Source organism: Phyllobacterium calauticae (assembly GCF_019991125.1).
In the GTDB taxonomy this organism is placed as follows: Bacteria; Pseudomonadota; Alphaproteobacteria; order Rhizobiales; family Rhizobiaceae; genus Phyllobacterium; species Phyllobacterium calauticae.
The window spans coordinates 1,094,180-1,109,312 of sequence record NZ_JAGENB010000002.1 but is presented as its reverse complement, the minus strand read 5'-3'; the positions used below and the strand labels follow the sequence as shown (position 1 = coordinate 1,109,312).

Here is a 15,133-nt window from a genome sequence, read left to right as displayed (position 1 = left end):
GAAAACAGCGTAATGATTGTTTCAATCCAGTGTAGGCTGGAACCCGGTCGCCTGCAAAAAACCGAGATTCCAGCCTATCCGCCACCCGTTGCTGCCCCAAATGCTGTTTTCCAGCATTCAAACGATGATCTGAACAATGCGATTGCTGCTTATTGAAGATGACACGATGCTCGGCTCCTCGTTGAAGAAGGCGCTGGAAAAGCATGCCTATGGCGTCGACTGGATGCAGGACGGTGAAACCGGGCTCGCAGCCATGCAGGATTCGAGCTTTGCTGTTGTCGTTCTTGACATCAACTTGCCCAGGATGAGCGGACTTGAAGTGCTCAGGGCGACCCGGCGCGACAAGAATCTTGTTCCCATTCTGCTTTTGACCGCCCGCGATACCCCGCTGCACAAAGTGGAAGGCCTCGACAGCGGCGCCGACGATTATCTGGTGAAGCCTTTCGATCTCGATGAACTGCTCGCCCGCTTGCGCGCCCTGGTTCGCCGCAGCGAGGGCCGTGTCGACACGATCCTGAGATGCGCCGATGTCGAAGTCGATCCCGCAGCCAAGGTCGTGCGCAAGGCTTCAAATCAGGTGATGATGACCGCCAAGGAGTTCCAGCTGCTGAAGCTCCTGATGGAACGCGCCGGCAAATACGTCACAAAAAGCGATATCGAGTATGCGCTGTACAGCGCCGAGAGTGCGGTCGAGAGCAATACGACCGAAGTCACGATCTATAATCTGCGCAAGAAACTCGGCAGCGATTTCATCAAGTCCATCCGGGGCGTGGGCTATATGGTGGACGCATGAGCAGGCCTACCCTTACCCGCAATCTGTTCTTTCGCGTTACGCCGACGATCCTCATCACCATGGCCATCATCGGCGGTTTTGCATTCAACAGCGCCACGCGTGAAATCAACAATGTCTACGACGCACAATTAATCAATGATGCCAATGTCCTGTGGATGCTTCTTCACAATCAGTTTGATGAAACGGGAGACGCCCCGCCCAAGCAGATCGCCGATATCGATTTCAACATGGGCAACCAGCTCGCGCTGAACGAGGACGCGGATGACTATGCCGACGCACATATGTTCCGGGCATGGAAGGACAACAAGATCGTCCTTTTCTCCGGGTCGACATTTCCGGCTGAAATCCCCTTGCAGCGCGCCGGCTTCACCAATGTTCCCTATGACAGCGAACTTTGGCGGATTTACTCCCTGCCGATCCCCGAAACGCATGTTGTGATCGAGGTGGCGGAAAAGGTCGCCATGCGCCAGACGCTGGTGTCGAACATCCTGCTCAACCTTATCTTCCCCCTGCTGATCCTCATCCCGTTGATCGCACTGCTGATATGGTTTGGCATCAACAGCGGCCTCAGCACCATCCGCATGCTGGTGCAGCAGATCCGCAGCCGCTCTCCGGACGACCTTTCAGCCATTCCGGTCGATACGCTGCCAAGGGATCTGTCTCCCCTCGGCCGCTCGATCAACCAGTTGCTCGAGGATCTCGATGATTCGCTCAAGGCGGAACGGCGCTTTGCCGATCATGCCGCCCATCAGTTGCGCACGCCGCAGGCGGCATTGAAGCTTCTGCTGCAAATGCTGGCCCAGGCTGACAACGAGAAGGAGCGGCAGGCTATCATCGCCGACCTTATCATCAGCAATGAAAGGGCCACCTATCTGATCGAGCAATTGCTGCGTGCCGCCCGCGTCGGTCATCAGCCCATGCAATTGCAGGACGTACCGCTGTACAGCAGCGTGGCATCCGTCGTTGCCGAAATGGGAAATCTGATAACGGCAAAGCAGCTGGACATGTCGCTCGACGGTGACGAGAAGGCGCTGGTGCGGGCCGATGAGCCCCTGCTTCGTCTCATGATCAGCAATCTCATCGAAAATGCGGTGAAATATACGCCCGGTGCCGGCAAGATACGCGTGGCGATCACGGCGGCCAACAATTACTGGCGCCTGTCCATTTCAGACAGCGGGCCCGGTATCGCCGAACATCACCGGGAGGCCGTATTCCAGCGATTCTATCGTATTGATACGCCGCAGATCGAGGGAACCGGGCTGGGCCTGACGATCGTTGCCGATATCGTCAAGCGCCTGTCCGGCACGATTGCATTGAAATCCCCAGCTTCCGGAAAGGGTCTTCTCGTAGAAGTGCTTCTACCAAAAGCATAATTTCGCTTCCACACGACGGCTCTGTCTGCCCTCCATCGATTTCAGTTTGGCATCATCTTCGCATAATTTAGCGATCATCCATCGATGCTAGAAGCTCCTCACGTTCGCACGAGGAGTGTCTGCATGCATGTATTTTGTGATTTTGACGGGACCATTTCGCTTGAGGACGCTACCGATTTCATTCTTGAACGATTAGCCAGCCCTGCCTGGGAAGATATCGAACAGCAATGGAAGCAGGGCCTCATTGGTTCCGCTGAATGCATGGCACGCCAGATCGCCCTGATCGAAGCAACGCATCAGGAACTGGACAGCGCGCTTGATGACATCGCCATAGATCCAACCTTCCCTGCCTTTATCGACTTCTGCTGGGCACAGGGCATTCCGGTCACGATCATCAGCGACGGTGTCGATTATTTCATCAAGCGCATCCTTGCCCGGCACAAGCTCGATTATCTCCCGGTCATCGCCAACAAGCTGACGATCTCCGGCGTGAATGGTCACACCCGCTATGAACTCAGTTCACCGTACAGCGATATCGATTGTTCGTCGGCCGCCGGTGTCTGCAAATGCCGTTCCGTCGAGGCCTTCGATACGCGGGTCTATATTGGCGACGGCCGCTCCGATTTCTGCGTCTCCGACAAGCCGGAACTGGTCTTCGCCAAGGACAAGCTGGCCGAGTTCTGCACGGAACAAGCCATTCCGTTCGTCGGCTACGAGAACTTTTCCGATCTTACCCAGAGCCTGAAGAATGCGCTCCCCGGCTTCAATCGCCATCACGAGAGCGCTCCCCGTTACGCCACGGCGTAAAAATGCAACAGAAGAGAATCTTCATGAAAACCAACCTTGCCATCGAGCAGAATGACAATGCTGCCCCCAAGCAGATCTCCGAAGCCGAACTTCGCGCCCTTGAGCAGGAATATTGCTCGCATGGCGATACGGTTCACTATACCGATCATCCGATGTTCTTCGACCGGTGCGAAGGCTCCTACGTCTACGACGCCACGGACACCCCGTTCCTCGACCTGCAGATGTGGTATTCGGCGGTCAATTTCGGCTACCGCAATCCGCGCCTGAACGCCGCGGCGCATCGCCAGCTGGATACGCTTCCTCAGGTTGCCTCGCAGTACCTGCATCGCGAAAAGGTTGAACTGGCCGCCATGATCGCCAAGGATGCCGAGCGCAAGTTCGGTGCCAAGGGCCGTGTTCATTTCAACGTCGGCGGTTCGCAGGCCGTTGAAGACTCGCTCAAGCTGGTTCGCAACTATACCGGCGGCAAGAGCCTGATGTTCGCCTTCGAGGGTGGTTACCACGGCCGCACGCTCGGTGCATCCGCGATCACCTCGAGCTATCGCTATCGCCGCCGCTACGGTCATTTCGGCGACCGCGCCCAGTTCATCGAATTCCCCTACCACTTCCGCGGCCCCAAGGGCATGAGCAAGGAAGAGTACGGTCATTACTGCGTTCAGAAGTTCGCCCGCCTGTTCGAAAGCGAATATAACGGCGTGTGGGACCCGAAGACCGGCAAGGCCGAATACGCCGCATTCTATGTCGAACCGATCCAGGGCACCGGCGGCTATGTCATTCCGCCGATGAACTTCTTCAAGGAACTCAAGAAGGTCCTCGATGATCATGGCATTCTGCTCGTGGTCGACGAAATCCAGATGGGCGTCTACCGCACAGGCAAGCTGTGGTCGATCGAACATTTCGGCGTGACACCCGATGCACTCGTGTTCGGCAAGGCAATCACCAACGGCCTCAACCCACTGTCCGGCGTCTGGGCCAAGGAAGAATTGATCAATCCCGGCATTTTCCCGCCCGGCTCCACCCATTCGACCTTCGCCAGCAACCCGATGGGTACCGCTGTTGCCCTCGAAACCATGAAAATGCTCGAAGAAGAAGACTTCGGCGCAGCCGTCATGGAAAAGGGTGCCTATTTCCTCGATGGTCTGAAAGAGCTGCAGAAGCGTCATCCCACCATCGGCGACGTGGACGGCCTCGGCCTCGCGCTGCGTGTCGAAATCTGCAAGGAAGACGGCTTCACGCCCGACAAGGCAACGCTCGACTGGATGGCCGATGAAGGCATGAAGGGCGATCTGGTCGTCGGCAACAAGAAGTACGGTCTCGTGCTCGATGTTGGCGGCTACTACAAGAACGTCATCACCTTGGCACCAAACCTGCTGATTACCCGTGAGGAAATCGACCTGGCGCTGACCCTGCTCGATCAGCTTTTCACGCGCGCCGCCAAGAGATAATCGGATGCAACTCCTCCTTCTTCACCTTGATGATGCGCTGGAGTTGCAACCCGACTTCGTGCGCGCCTGTATGCGAACCGGCGCGCGCCAGATCCACGCGGAAGACCACGGCCTGATGGTTCGTCTGTGGGGCCACCAGACAGCCATCGATGCCCTCGACGGCTGTCTTTCCCGGCAAATGGTTGGCGATCAGAAGAAGCCGCATCTGTGTTTCATGGGATCCGGCGATTTCCACCATGTCAGTGCCCTTCTGGTCGCGGCCGCCCTTGAAAACAATCCGGGCCCGGCAACGCTCATTCACTTCGACAATCATCCGGACTGGGTGCATTTCGGCAATGGCATGCATTGCGGCTCGTGGATCAACCGCGCCCTGCAGCATCCCGGCCTTGAAAAGATTGTGACAATCGGCGTCTGCAGCGACGATCTGACCAATCCCGAACGCAAGGGTGCCAACCTGTCCTTGCTGCAGCAGGGACAACTGGAACTTTATCCCTATAGCCATGCACCAAGCCGGGTCCGCAAGGAGTACGGCAGTGGTGCCAGCTACGAGCAGAAAAACGGTGTCTTGAGCTGGAAGACGATCTCGGAGATCGGTGAAGACAATTTCATCGGTCAGCTGTTGTCGCGCATCAAGACCGAGGCCGTGTACCTCACCATCGACAAGGATGTGCTGGTGCACGATGATGCCATCACCAATTGGGACCAGGGACACATGCGTCTGCCCTATGTGCTGTCTCTCATCACCGAGATCAGCAAGCGTCACCGGATTATCGGTGCTGATGTGACCGGTGACTATTCGACGCCGTCCTATGCCGGCAACTTGTGGACGCGCTTCACCAAGCGTGCGGAAATCTTCATCGACCAGCCGCACACGACGCCCGACCCGGTGCTTACAACCAATATCAACAGTGCTGCGAACCATGCATTGCTGGAAGTCCTGTCGGAGGCCATGGGATGACCGGCACCCTCACCCCTGCCATGCTGGCCCTGATCGCGTTCTGTGTGCTGACGGAGACCGCACGGGAAGTCTGCTTCAAACATTCCGCCGATAACGAAACGCTGTCCGCGGCCCTGGTCAAACCCATGACCTGGCTCGGCGTCTTTTTCTGGGCTCTCGAACTCATCGGCTGGACGATCGTGCTCGAACACGTGCCGCTGTCGATTGCCTTTCCGCTCATGGCCTTGAGCTATGTCGTCATCGTGCTCGCCGGAGCATGGATATTCAAAGAACAAATCAACCTTCGCCACGCAGCCGGTGTGCTGTTCATCACAGCCGGTGTGGCTTGTGTAGGAGCAACAGGATTATGAAACTCTTCGCTCATACAAGGTGGGATATCGCGCCTGTTCTGGCAGCCATCGCTCACCTTCTCTTCAATATCTATCTGGTTGTCGGCTTCGAAAGCCGCCCTCTGTGGCTGTCGCTCGTTCTGGGCGGGTTCTATGCGGTATCGATCTCGTGGAACATCAACAGCATTTCGCACAACTTCATCCACACGCCCTACTTCAAGCCGCGTGCGATGAACTATGCCTTCAGCCTGCTCGAATCGATCACGATCGGCTTCTCGCAGACCTATTATCAATGGATCCACATGCGCCATCACTCGGGCAACAGCGATCGCCCGAACGAAAAGGGTGAAACCATCGACTGGCTGTCGATCTACCGCCATGGCAAGAATGGCGAGCCGGAAAATGTATGGAGCTATACGTTCCTGAGTTTCTTCCGTGACAGCCTCGGCGATATTCACAAGGCCATCGCCAAGAACCGCCCGTTTGACGCCAAATGGGGCCGTTTCGAACTCTATGCCTTCCTGGGTCTGGCAGCGATCGGCTTCCTCTATGACTGGAAGGCGATGCTGTTCTTCGTTCCCTTCTACTATCTGGGGAATTGCCTCTCCTCGCTCAACGGCTATTACGAGCACCTCAACGGCGATCCGGAAGAACCCATCGCCTGGGGCGTCAGCAGCCATAACCGCTTCTACAACTGGCTGTGGTTCGGCAACGGCTACCATGCCGAGCACCACTATCGTCCGAAGACCCATTGGACCGAACTGCGCACCTTCCACGAGAAGATCAAGGAAGACCAGGACAAGGCTGGCGTCCACGTCATCAGCACCTGCCATGCGCTGGGCTTCATGGCCAAGGAAAACAGAAACCCGGATATGATCGATGCAGATGTCTGATGGATTGAGCTATTTCCTCGAAGGCTCGAATGGCAAAGGTGTATTGCTTGTTCATGGACTGACGGGTGCCCCGGCAGAAATGAAAATGCTGGCGCGACAGCTGAATCGCAAGGGATACAGCGTCTATGCTCCGCTTCTGGCGGGGCATGGCGTTGATATGGCGACATTGACGCAAACGCGCTGGCAGGATTGGCTGCACAGCGTCGAGGAAGCGACGGAAAAATTCGCACCCTACAACAATGAAACATTTGCGGCCGGCATCTGCATCGGCGGCAAATTGTCGATGATGGCGGCACACCGCAAACCGAACAGCATCAAGGCTGTGGCGATCTATTCGCCCTGCTTCCATTATGACGGCTGGAACGTGCCGCACTATTACTGGCTGCTGTCGCCGTTCATCGAACTCCTGTCGTACATCCCCTCCGTTGCCCGGCTGAATTTCAGCGAAACATCGGCGCTGGGTATCAAGGATGAACGCATCCGCCGCATGATGGAAAGTATGGAAGCGGAAGGCGTCATCGACAAATTCCCCGGCAAGGGCATCGTCGAGATGTATCGTCTCGGCAAGGAGCTGAAGAAGAACCTGCCGCAGATGCAAACGCCCACACTGATCCTGCATGCGACGGAAGACGATCTGAGCAGCCCGAAACATGCGCGCTACATCAGCCGCCATATTGGCGGGCCGCATCAGTTGAAATGGATCGAAGACAGCTACCATATGATCCACGTGGACCGGCAGCGTCAAAAGGTCGGTGACTACACGGCGGAATTCTTCGAGGCAAACAATGCACCAGCCTATGCATGATCAGTTCCTGCCTCAGACGGCCGCATCGCCGGCAATCCCGGCGGTGGCGCAGACGCGCGTGTTCGATTCCATCCGCGATATCGGCCACGAAGCATGGAACATGTGCTTTGCCGGGGAAGTCGAGGATTATGACTGCCTGCTCGCCATCGAGGAAGCCGGCATCGCCGGTTTTGCCTTCCGCTATGTCGCGGTCGTCGAGAACGGGCGGCTGCTGGCGGCCATGCCGGCGTTCCTGACCGATTATCAGCTGGATACGACATTGGAAGAGGGCCGCCTGCGCCAGTTTCTGCGCCGCATACGGCAGACCTATTCGCGCTTCCTGACGCTGAAGCTCGCCTGTCTGGGCTCTCCATGTACCGAGAACGGCGTCACGGGCTTTCATCCCGATCTGCCGGACCAGCGCAAGGCCGAGCTGTTTTCGCTGGTTTTGTCTGGATTTGAGCAATACGCCAAGGCGAATGGCTGTTCGCTGATCGGTATCAAGGACGTACCGGAGCCAACCACGGTGGCCTTTGCGTCGGTTTTTTCTGATCGTGCCTTCGCGGGCATTCCGGGGTTGCCGACGGCCTGGCTCGACATCAATTTCGACTCCATCGAAACCTACATGTCGCGTCTTTCCTCCGGCACCCGCAAGGATATGCGCCGGAAGATGAAGTCATTCGAAAAGATCCGGATTGAAAACCGATCCGACTTCGGAACGATGCTGCCGCAGGTCATGGCGCTCTACCACGACACCCGCAACCGCAGTGAATGGCAGTTTGAAGAACTGACCGCAGATTATTTCGACGGCGTCCTGCGCCGCATGCAGGGACGGTCGTTCTGCACCTTCTACTACGCCGGCGACCAACTGCTGGCCGCCAATCTGCTCGTGCATGACGGCAACACGCTGATCGACAAGTTCTTCTGCATGAACAGCGCCGAAGGCCGTGCCTACAACCTGTATTACCTGAGCTGGTTCACCAATCTGCGCCATTGCCTGGAACATGGGATGACCCGGTATCAGAGCGGACAGGCCTATTACGAGAACAAGATTCGTCTCGGCAGCCGGCTCACGCGCAACACCATGTATTTCAAGCACCGCAATCCGGTCGTTCAATGGGCATTGCGGCTGGCTTCGCCGCTCTTCGCTGCTGATGAAACGCTGAAGGACAGCGCATGAAGCCGATCAATCTCGTCTGGTTTGCCATTCCTCTCTTCAATACGCTGTTTCAGGTTTTCATCAAGCTTGCAGCGGAACAGATGACCGGGCTTGGCTTTAATATGGCCTGGCTGATCCACGCCGCCACGTCGCCCTGGATGCTCGCAGCCATTGCCGCCGAAGTCATCTGCTTTGTTTTCTGGCTGCAAGCGCTCGCACAGCTCGACCTGAGCAAGGCATTTCCCCTGACCGGTATCAGCTATGTGATGATCCTGGCGACCAGCTGGCTGATCTTCCATGAGGACATCACGCCGCTGCAGATTATCGGCAGCACACTGATTCTGATCGGGGTCTGGCTGATTGGAACAGCGTCGGGGGAGCGAAAGGACACGGGACCGTCACTCTCCGGCGCTATACCCCATAAATTGCGTTAGGCGGATGATAGAGCTGCCAATGATGTTTGACTGCGTGTCCATATTTCGATGTAATCTGCCATGACAAGACCGCATGCACCGCGAAGGTCAGGACCTATGGATCGCTACGAAACTTTTGCCACCTGGATCTTCATTGCATTTGGCGTGCTGGTTCTTGCCGGATTGATGGCGTTTTCGATCACAAGCAATGACCAGCCGGCATTTTTGTTTGCACTCGGTGCGTCCTGCACCGGGTTTTTTCTGGGCTTTGCCGTCGTTTTCAATCAGCCCAAACTGTATGGCTTGATTCTCCTGGCCACGATTGTCCTCGTGGGCTGCTCGATTGCCGCCATTGTCACCTGACTGATCACTCGACCGGCTGCGTGATGTGCCGGTATGCGCCGTGCCAGTAGAGCAGCGGTTCAGCATTCCGGCGTAACGTGACAGCGCGCACCCGACCGATGAGAATGCCGTGCGAATGCCGCTCGATGGCATCGTCGAGTTCGCAGTCAAGCACTGTCAGGGCATTCTTCAGCGCCAGGGTTCCCGTGGCCAGCTCCTGCCATTCCGCGTCCAGATAACGGTCTATCCCCTTGCGCCCGCCACGCCCCGCAAAGCTGTCAGCCACATGCCGCTGGTCATGCGCCAGAACATTCACGCAGAAACTGCCATGGCGCTGCAGGACCGGCCAGGATGACGAATCCCGGTTGAGACTGACAATCACCGAGGGCGGGTCAATGGCCAGGGATGAAACAGACGTGGCGGTAAACCCCGTGCGGTCGTTGCCGCGTCCGACGGTGACAACGCTCACGGCGCCCGCAAGGTGGCGCATGGAATCCTTGAACAAGTCAGCTTCCACGGTCAATTCATGCTGGGCGGCACGCGCCCCGGTCTGAAAGACGGACATTTTTTCCTCATTCATTGGATCATCTTGGGGATCACCCTGGGGATCACTCTGGCAGGCGGGTCGTTCGATCGGACGGCCACTCACCCCTGCATTGCAGCACATAGGTATAGCGACAAACCAGATTGTGCTTTGCTCAACCTGCGACCATTCGGCAATTTTGTTTTGCGTTTTTTGGCTATTTCGAGAAACCAAATCTAAAATGTCTGCAATAACGACCGGAGCGCTGGGGATTGATGGTGCTATGCGCGCCGGAATGGCTCAGTCGTGAGTCCCCGGAATCGGCGCCAAGCCACCGCGCAGGCAGCAATGCCATTTTGTCCGCGAATGACGAAAACAGACGGAGAGGAGAACTTATTTCCAGTCATTGGCATTTTGAGACAAAATCATACCCAGGAGGCCATCAAAATAGTAATCTCTATCGTGTTAATCGTCTATTGAATGCCCGATGATTGGCACCACCAGCATGGAGAGAACGAATCTGATGGCGTCCACTGACTACACGACCACCCGCGTTGCACCAGCTCAGGCATTCCGGCGTCTCTTCAAAAACAGAGACCGCATGACTGTCGCGGTGATTTTCACCATTGCCTTTGCATTCCATCTTGCCGCGTTGTTTAATCTCCTGCCCGCATGATCCAGATGAGCGGACGATCCCATGGCTTCCCTGTTCTCTTTGCTGACAATCGGTGATCTCACGCTGCCAAGCCGGATCGTCATGGCCCCGATGACGCGCCACCGCGCGCTGCACGGGAAAATACCCGGCAGCCTCAATGCTCTCTATTATGCGCAACGCGCCAGCGCCGGGCTTGTCATTACGGAGTCGACGGAAATCGATCCGCACAGCAGCGTCGATGTGCCAACCCGCCCGGGCCTTTACAACGACGCGCAGCAAGCCGGCTGGCGCCTGGTAACAGACGCCGTGCACGCAGCGGGCGGGCGGATTTTTGTCCAGCTGTCGCATATGGGCAGAGCCGCCCTTCCCGCGCAATTGCGGGATGGCCGTTGGCCTGTCGGTCCTTCGGCCCTGGCGGCTGCCGGAAAAATCTATACGGCGAATGGCCCCGAACCCTATGTCGAGCCGCAGGCGCTCTCTCTCGATGACATCGCCGGGATTGTCGGTGAATTCGCCGATGCTGCGGCGCGTGCAAAAAATGCCGGGTTTGACGGCATCGAAATTCACGGTGCCAACGGCTATCTCGTCGATCAGTTTCTGCGCGATGGCAGCAATGTCCGCACCGACGGCTATGGCGGTTCGGTGGAAAACCGCTTCCGCTTCCTGCGTGAAGTCATCGAGGCGGCGAAGGCCTTTTGGCCAGCGGGCCGCATCGGCGTTCGACTTTCGCCGACCAATCCCTTTCAGGGCATGAGCGACAGCGATCCCGTTGCGCATTTTGCCGCGATCGCCGCCCTGCTCCAGCCTCTTGGCCTTGCTTATCTGCACATCGTGGCACCGGCCGTTGTGCCCGATGGACAAGCCGATGTTGCGCCTGCCATCCGGGCAGCATTTCATGGTCCGCTGATCGTTGCAGGCGGCTACAGGCGCGAACACGCGGAAGCCGTGCTGGCCAATGGCGGCGCGGATCTGGTTGCCATTGGTGAAGCCTACATCGCCAATCCGGATCTTCCGCAGCGCTGGCGTACCGATGCCACGCTCAATGCGGCCGACAAATCGACATTCTATACCACCGACGCCAAGGGCTATACGGATTATCCGAGCCTTGAACTTGTTGACGATTGAACGCCGGCAGGAACCAGAATATTTTCACTCCGTGTGGAACCAATCCTTCGCTGAAGCATTGTGTGGGTACTGGTAACCCCAACCAGTCTTGGCTTTCCCCCACAAGCCAACACAGCCCAATCCTCATACCCCTTGAGGATTGGGCTTTTTTCTTTAGCATTGCGGTTCACACAATCGAAACGGAGGAAGCAATGTCCATTGATAGCGCCAAGCAAGCCATCGAGACTGCAATCCATCGCGGTGATTTCAAGAGCATGGGGATTGCCGTCTTCAAGGCAATCAATGCCTTGGAGGAGCGGATCCGGCAAATGGAGGAAGAGATCGCCAGCCTGAAAGCAAAAGTGAACTGAGCTCCGGCCATTCTTTCTTTGAAATGAAAGCTGGCTATGTTAAACTTTCGCCAAGTTGAGTGTAGCGGTACCTTGAGCCTGCGCCGCACTGAAACGATGCGTGATATTTTTATCCAGAGTCCAGTTTGTTAGAGCCAAATCAAGCCTCAACCCGTGAAACCCCTTCCGTTTAGGCAGGGGTTTTGCTTGTAAGGATGACCGCTATGAAAATCGTTCTGACGATTGTCGCGTTGCTTCTGATCATCATGGGCACCGTCTGGGCGTTGCAGGGCCTGAGCATCCTCGGCGGCAGTTTTATGGTCGGCCAGACGCGCTGGCTGTATATTGGTCTCGTCACAATCGTGATCGGTGCCATTCTCCTGGTCTTCGCCACCGTGCGGCGATAGCAAGCGGCCTTCCGCCATACCGCCCATCCATCCCGTCCAAATCCAGACTTTACAATGCCTTGGCTATGCTTCTGTCTGGATTTGTCAGGAGGCCGCTGCTAGAACGGCAGAATGAACGCGGGAGGCGAGTTTCATGACCGAACTGACAATTATCGTAGAATTCGAGACCCATGAGGGTCGCGAAGAGGAATTCATCACGCTCATTCGCGAGCATGCGCGCAAAACACTGGATGAGGAACCGGGCTGCCTGCGGTTCGAGGTCATCAAACCCATTGCGCGGGACGGCACCCCCATTGCCAACAAGGTCATGGTCAACGAACTCTATGCCAATGAAGCGGCGGTTACCGCCCACGAAAACAATCCGCGCATTGCGAAAGTGCGTGCCGCCAATGCACCATTGCTCAAATCCAGCCGGCTGATCCTGGCCAAGTCGCTGAGCCCCAAGCCGGCCGACGGCATGACCACCATGGAACTGAATGCCAGCAATGATGATTGAGGAGCTATGCCTAACGTCGAATGTCGTCGGGCATCGAAATATGCGATGAACAATTCCAGCACTTTTTCATTCTCTGTCCCTGCTGCGGCAATAAGAAGGTTTCCTGTGAAAAACAAACTGGCACTGGCCATGCTTTTGCCCTGTCTTTTGACCATCAGCAATTGCGGTGCCATGCGCTGGATGGATGAGACCTCGAAAGCGTCCGGCCCAACCAGTTGTGCCGGCTGGAACAAGATCCGTATCAAGCCGGAAACGGCCGTCTACCTCGCCCGCAATGATTTCTCGGCCGGAATAGACATCGATTCCCATAATCTCAATGGACAATCGCACGGCTGCTGGAACTGACAGGCCTCGCCTGTCTGTCTGTCTGCCGAGCGGGCTTTCTGGAACCAAATGCCGGCGCCACCGTTATTCCCCTGTATCGATGAAAGGAATTCCGGAATGGCAACGAATATATCCAAAGCCCGTGACGCAGCCGAAGAGGATATGGAAAGCCAGATCGCCGCATTGCGCAAGGAGCTTTCAGGGATAACCCAATCCCTGTCCGACCAGGGTTATGATCTGCTCGACCAGGCGAACGCGACTTATCGTTCGGTCAGGCGGCATGGCCGCAAGGCCGCGCGGTTCGTCGGTGATGAAGCACAGGTCGTGGCAGACAAGGCCAAGGAAAATCCCCTGATCACGGTTGCAGTTATCTCAGCAATTGCCGGGATCGGTCTGCTCGCCGGTTTGAGCGCTTATCGCCGGTAAACGCCCCTGCCCTTGAAATGGGCAATGCGGCCACCTACATCAGCTGCAGAAATTCGGCTCCGTCTTTGACCACGGATGTACTGGCACTGGTGTCGAGCCGAATTCGGAAAGGTCGGGAATTCCCGGCCTTTTTTATTGTCTTTTTGCATCAGCCGCGTCCTTATGGCGAGACTTTAGCGCGTCATCTGTTGCACCCGTGGGACGGAACATCTATGAAAGACAGGAATACAGCCTTGATCGGGTTGGATGAGGTTTTACATTGAGACTGAGCCCCTTCGATTCCAGGATGGGGTGTTGAGAGCGAGCTGCCTGAATGGACAATTTCGAGAAATACGCACTGGCTTTGATGGTCGTATTCGGTGCCCTTATCATTGGCGGCCTGATGGCCGTCCATATCGCATGGGTCCATAAAGCCGGATTTCTCTACGCATTGGCCGCTGCCATCGTTGTCTGGGCCGCCGGATTTGCGGTTCTGTTTGACAAGCCGCGTGTCTATGGTTTCCTGCTGCTTGTGGCTGCTGCTTTCATTACGGCATCGATCGTCGTTCTGGTTCGCTGATCACGCCTGGCCCGACTCCCTGTTTTCCCTCGGAAAATATGAAACTTAGGTTCATATTATTATTTACTTTATCAAGAATAATTCTAAAGTAGCTCCTAACCCCAGCATGACCTGAATTCGGGTTGAGAGAGATATTCCCATGCGACTGACCAGACAGACCAATTATGCCATTCGTATTCTGATGTATTGCGCCGCCAATGATGGCAATCTGAGCCGGATCGCCGAAATTGCGCACGCCTACACAGTCTCGGAGCTTTTCCTGTTTAAAATCCTGCAGCCGCTCGTTGAAAACGGTTTCATTGAAACCGTACGCGGTCGCAATGGCGGCGTGAAACTCGGCAAGCCTGCCAAGGACATCACCCTTTTCGACGTGGTGCGCGTGACCGAAGAAAACTTTGCCATGGCAGAGTGCTTTGAGAACGATGCCGCGGAATGCCCTTTGATTGACAGCTGCGGCCTGAATGCCGCCTTGCGCAAGGCATTGAATGCCTTCTTCGAGGTCCTCGCCCAGTATTCCATCGATGATATCGTCAAGACGAGAGACGTGCGCGCCCTCCTCGGCATCGACAATCTGGCACCCCGCCTCGCCACGGCGAGCTGACAGAATTCTCTTGGAGTGACCGGCCCCGGGATCGGTCCCCAACCACAATCCACATGAATGGAGTTGCGCCATGTACATCGCCATGAATCGTTTCAAGGTTCAGTCGGGCTCCGAAGGCGCGTTTGAAACCGTGTGGAAGTCACGCGACTCCCGGCTGTCCTCGGTGCCCGGCTTTGTCGAATTCCACCTGCTGCGCGGTGCCCGGAACGAGGAAGAGAATTACACCCTCTATGCATCGCACACCGTGTGGCGGACCCAGGCGGATTTCACCGCATGGACTCAGTCCGAACATTTCCGCGCAGCGCATCGCAATGCGGGCGATACCAAGCCGAGTTACATCGGACACCCGCAATTCGAAGGGTTCTCCGTGGTCGAGGGCGCCTGATTTAGTC

22 protein-coding genes are annotated in these 15,133 nt (G+C 56.4%); 21 read left to right on the top strand and 1 reads right to left on the bottom strand.

The window, feature by feature from the left end; translation table 11 throughout:
* The first annotated feature begins 136 nt into the window (after positions 1-136).
* From J1W56_RS11380 to J1W56_RS11330, 11 genes are all read left to right on the top strand, one after another.
* A complete protein-coding gene (locus J1W56_RS11380) occupies positions 137-793 on the top strand; it encodes a response regulator transcription factor (protein WP_223613346.1) in 657 nt (218 codons plus the stop codon).
* On the top strand, positions 790-2,166 hold the full coding sequence (locus J1W56_RS11375; RefSeq protein WP_223613345.1) for a sensor histidine kinase: 1,377 nt from the start codon (positions 790-792) through the stop codon (positions 2,164-2,166). The genes J1W56_RS11380 and J1W56_RS11375 overlap by 4 nt, the downstream gene beginning before the upstream one ends.
* Before the next feature lie 123 nt (positions 2,167-2,289).
* A complete protein-coding gene (locus J1W56_RS11370; protein ID WP_223613344.1) occupies positions 2,290-2,973 on the top strand; it encodes an MtnX-like HAD-IB family phosphatase in 684 nt (227 codons plus the stop codon).
* A gap of 23 nt (positions 2,974-2,996) precedes the next feature.
* Positions 2,997-4,418, top strand: coding sequence for an aspartate aminotransferase family protein (locus J1W56_RS11365; protein WP_223613343.1), 1,422 nt, complete (start codon positions 2,997-2,999; stop codon positions 4,416-4,418).
* 4 nt (positions 4,419-4,422) lie between these two features.
* Positions 4,423-5,376 carry an arginase family protein gene (locus J1W56_RS11360; RefSeq protein ID WP_223613341.1) on the top strand — a complete coding sequence of 318 codons (954 nt, stop codon included), beginning with the start codon at positions 4,423-4,425 and terminating at the stop codon, positions 5,374-5,376.
* On the top strand, positions 5,373-5,726 hold the full coding sequence (locus J1W56_RS11355) for a DMT family transporter (protein WP_223613340.1): 354 nt from the start codon (positions 5,373-5,375) through the stop codon (positions 5,724-5,726). The genes J1W56_RS11360 and J1W56_RS11355 overlap by 4 nt, the downstream gene beginning before the upstream one ends.
* Entirely contained in the window at positions 5,723-6,598 is an 876-nt protein-coding gene (locus tag J1W56_RS11350) for a fatty acid desaturase family protein (RefSeq protein ID WP_223613339.1), read from the top strand. Before J1W56_RS11355 ends, J1W56_RS11350 begins: the two co-directional genes overlap by 4 nt.
* Complete coding sequence (locus J1W56_RS11345) at positions 6,585-7,403, top strand: alpha/beta hydrolase (protein WP_223613338.1); 819 nt, start codon at positions 6,585-6,587, stop codon at positions 7,401-7,403. Before J1W56_RS11350 ends, J1W56_RS11345 begins: the two co-directional genes overlap by 14 nt.
* Positions 7,384-8,562 carry a GNAT family N-acetyltransferase gene (locus J1W56_RS11340; protein ID WP_223613337.1) on the top strand — a complete coding sequence of 393 codons (1,179 nt, stop codon included), beginning with the start codon at positions 7,384-7,386 and terminating at the stop codon, positions 8,560-8,562. The genes J1W56_RS11345 and J1W56_RS11340 overlap by 20 nt, the downstream gene beginning before the upstream one ends.
* On the top strand, positions 8,559-8,975 hold the full coding sequence (locus J1W56_RS11335; RefSeq protein ID WP_223613336.1) for an EamA family transporter: 417 nt from the start codon (positions 8,559-8,561) through the stop codon (positions 8,973-8,975). Before J1W56_RS11340 ends, J1W56_RS11335 begins: the two co-directional genes overlap by 4 nt.
* Before the next feature lie 96 nt (positions 8,976-9,071).
* Complete coding sequence (locus tag J1W56_RS11330) at positions 9,072-9,317, top strand: hypothetical protein (protein WP_223613335.1); 246 nt, start codon at positions 9,072-9,074, stop codon at positions 9,315-9,317.
* Between the two features lie 4 nt (positions 9,318-9,321).
* Here J1W56_RS11330 and J1W56_RS11325 read toward each other — a convergent pair whose 3' ends face one another.
* Positions 9,322-9,861: a flavin reductase family protein gene (locus J1W56_RS11325; RefSeq protein ID WP_223613334.1), complete on the bottom strand. Its 540-nt coding sequence runs from the start codon at positions 9,859-9,861 to the stop codon at positions 9,322-9,324.
* 445 nt (positions 9,862-10,306) lie between these two features.
* On the opposite strand from J1W56_RS11325, the gene J1W56_RS11320 reads away from it, so the two are divergent.
* The 10 genes from J1W56_RS11320 (at position 10,307) to J1W56_RS11275 (ending at position 15,126) form a co-directional block, all read left to right on the top strand.
* On the top strand, positions 10,307-10,495 hold the full coding sequence (locus J1W56_RS11320) for a hypothetical protein (RefSeq protein ID WP_223613332.1): 189 nt from the start codon (positions 10,307-10,309) through the stop codon (positions 10,493-10,495).
* Positions 10,496-10,516: 21 nt separating this feature from the next.
* Positions 10,517-11,599 carry an alkene reductase gene (locus J1W56_RS11315; protein WP_223613331.1) on the top strand — a complete coding sequence of 361 codons (1,083 nt, stop codon included), beginning with the start codon at positions 10,517-10,519 and terminating at the stop codon, positions 11,597-11,599.
* Between the two features lie 191 nt (positions 11,600-11,790).
* A complete protein-coding gene (locus tag J1W56_RS11310; protein WP_223613330.1) occupies positions 11,791-11,949 on the top strand; it encodes a hypothetical protein in 159 nt (52 codons plus the stop codon).
* Positions 11,950-12,152: 203 nt separating this feature from the next.
* Positions 12,153-12,335 (top strand): hypothetical protein, encoded by a 183-nt coding sequence (locus tag J1W56_RS11305; protein ID WP_223613329.1) that lies wholly within the window; start codon positions 12,153-12,155, stop codon positions 12,333-12,335.
* Positions 12,336-12,468: 133 nt separating this feature from the next.
* Positions 12,469-12,831: a putative quinol monooxygenase gene (locus J1W56_RS11300; protein ID WP_223613328.1), complete on the top strand. Its 363-nt coding sequence runs from the start codon at positions 12,469-12,471 to the stop codon at positions 12,829-12,831.
* A gap of 45 nt (positions 12,832-12,876) precedes the next feature.
* On the top strand, positions 12,877-13,176 hold the full coding sequence (locus tag J1W56_RS11295) for a hypothetical protein (RefSeq protein WP_223613327.1): 300 nt from the start codon (positions 12,877-12,879) through the stop codon (positions 13,174-13,176).
* A 96-nt stretch (positions 13,177-13,272) separates the two neighbouring features.
* The gene (locus J1W56_RS11290) at positions 13,273-13,581 is read left to right on the top strand and encodes a hypothetical protein (RefSeq protein WP_223613326.1); all 309 of its coding nucleotides are present in this window, start codon (positions 13,273-13,275) and stop codon (positions 13,579-13,581) included.
* A gap of 313 nt (positions 13,582-13,894) precedes the next feature.
* Complete coding sequence (locus J1W56_RS11285; protein ID WP_105732755.1) at positions 13,895-14,140, top strand: hypothetical protein; 246 nt, start codon at positions 13,895-13,897, stop codon at positions 14,138-14,140.
* Between the two features lie 139 nt (positions 14,141-14,279).
* Positions 14,280-14,741, top strand: a complete 462-nt coding sequence (rirA, locus tag J1W56_RS11280) for an iron-responsive transcriptional regulator RirA (RefSeq protein ID WP_223613325.1) — start codon at positions 14,280-14,282, stop codon at positions 14,739-14,741.
* A gap of 70 nt (positions 14,742-14,811) precedes the next feature.
* Positions 14,812-15,126 carry an antibiotic biosynthesis monooxygenase family protein gene (locus J1W56_RS11275; RefSeq protein ID WP_223613324.1) on the top strand — a complete coding sequence of 105 codons (315 nt, stop codon included), beginning with the start codon at positions 14,812-14,814 and terminating at the stop codon, positions 15,124-15,126.
* The last annotated feature ends 7 nt before the right edge of the window (positions 15,127-15,133 follow it).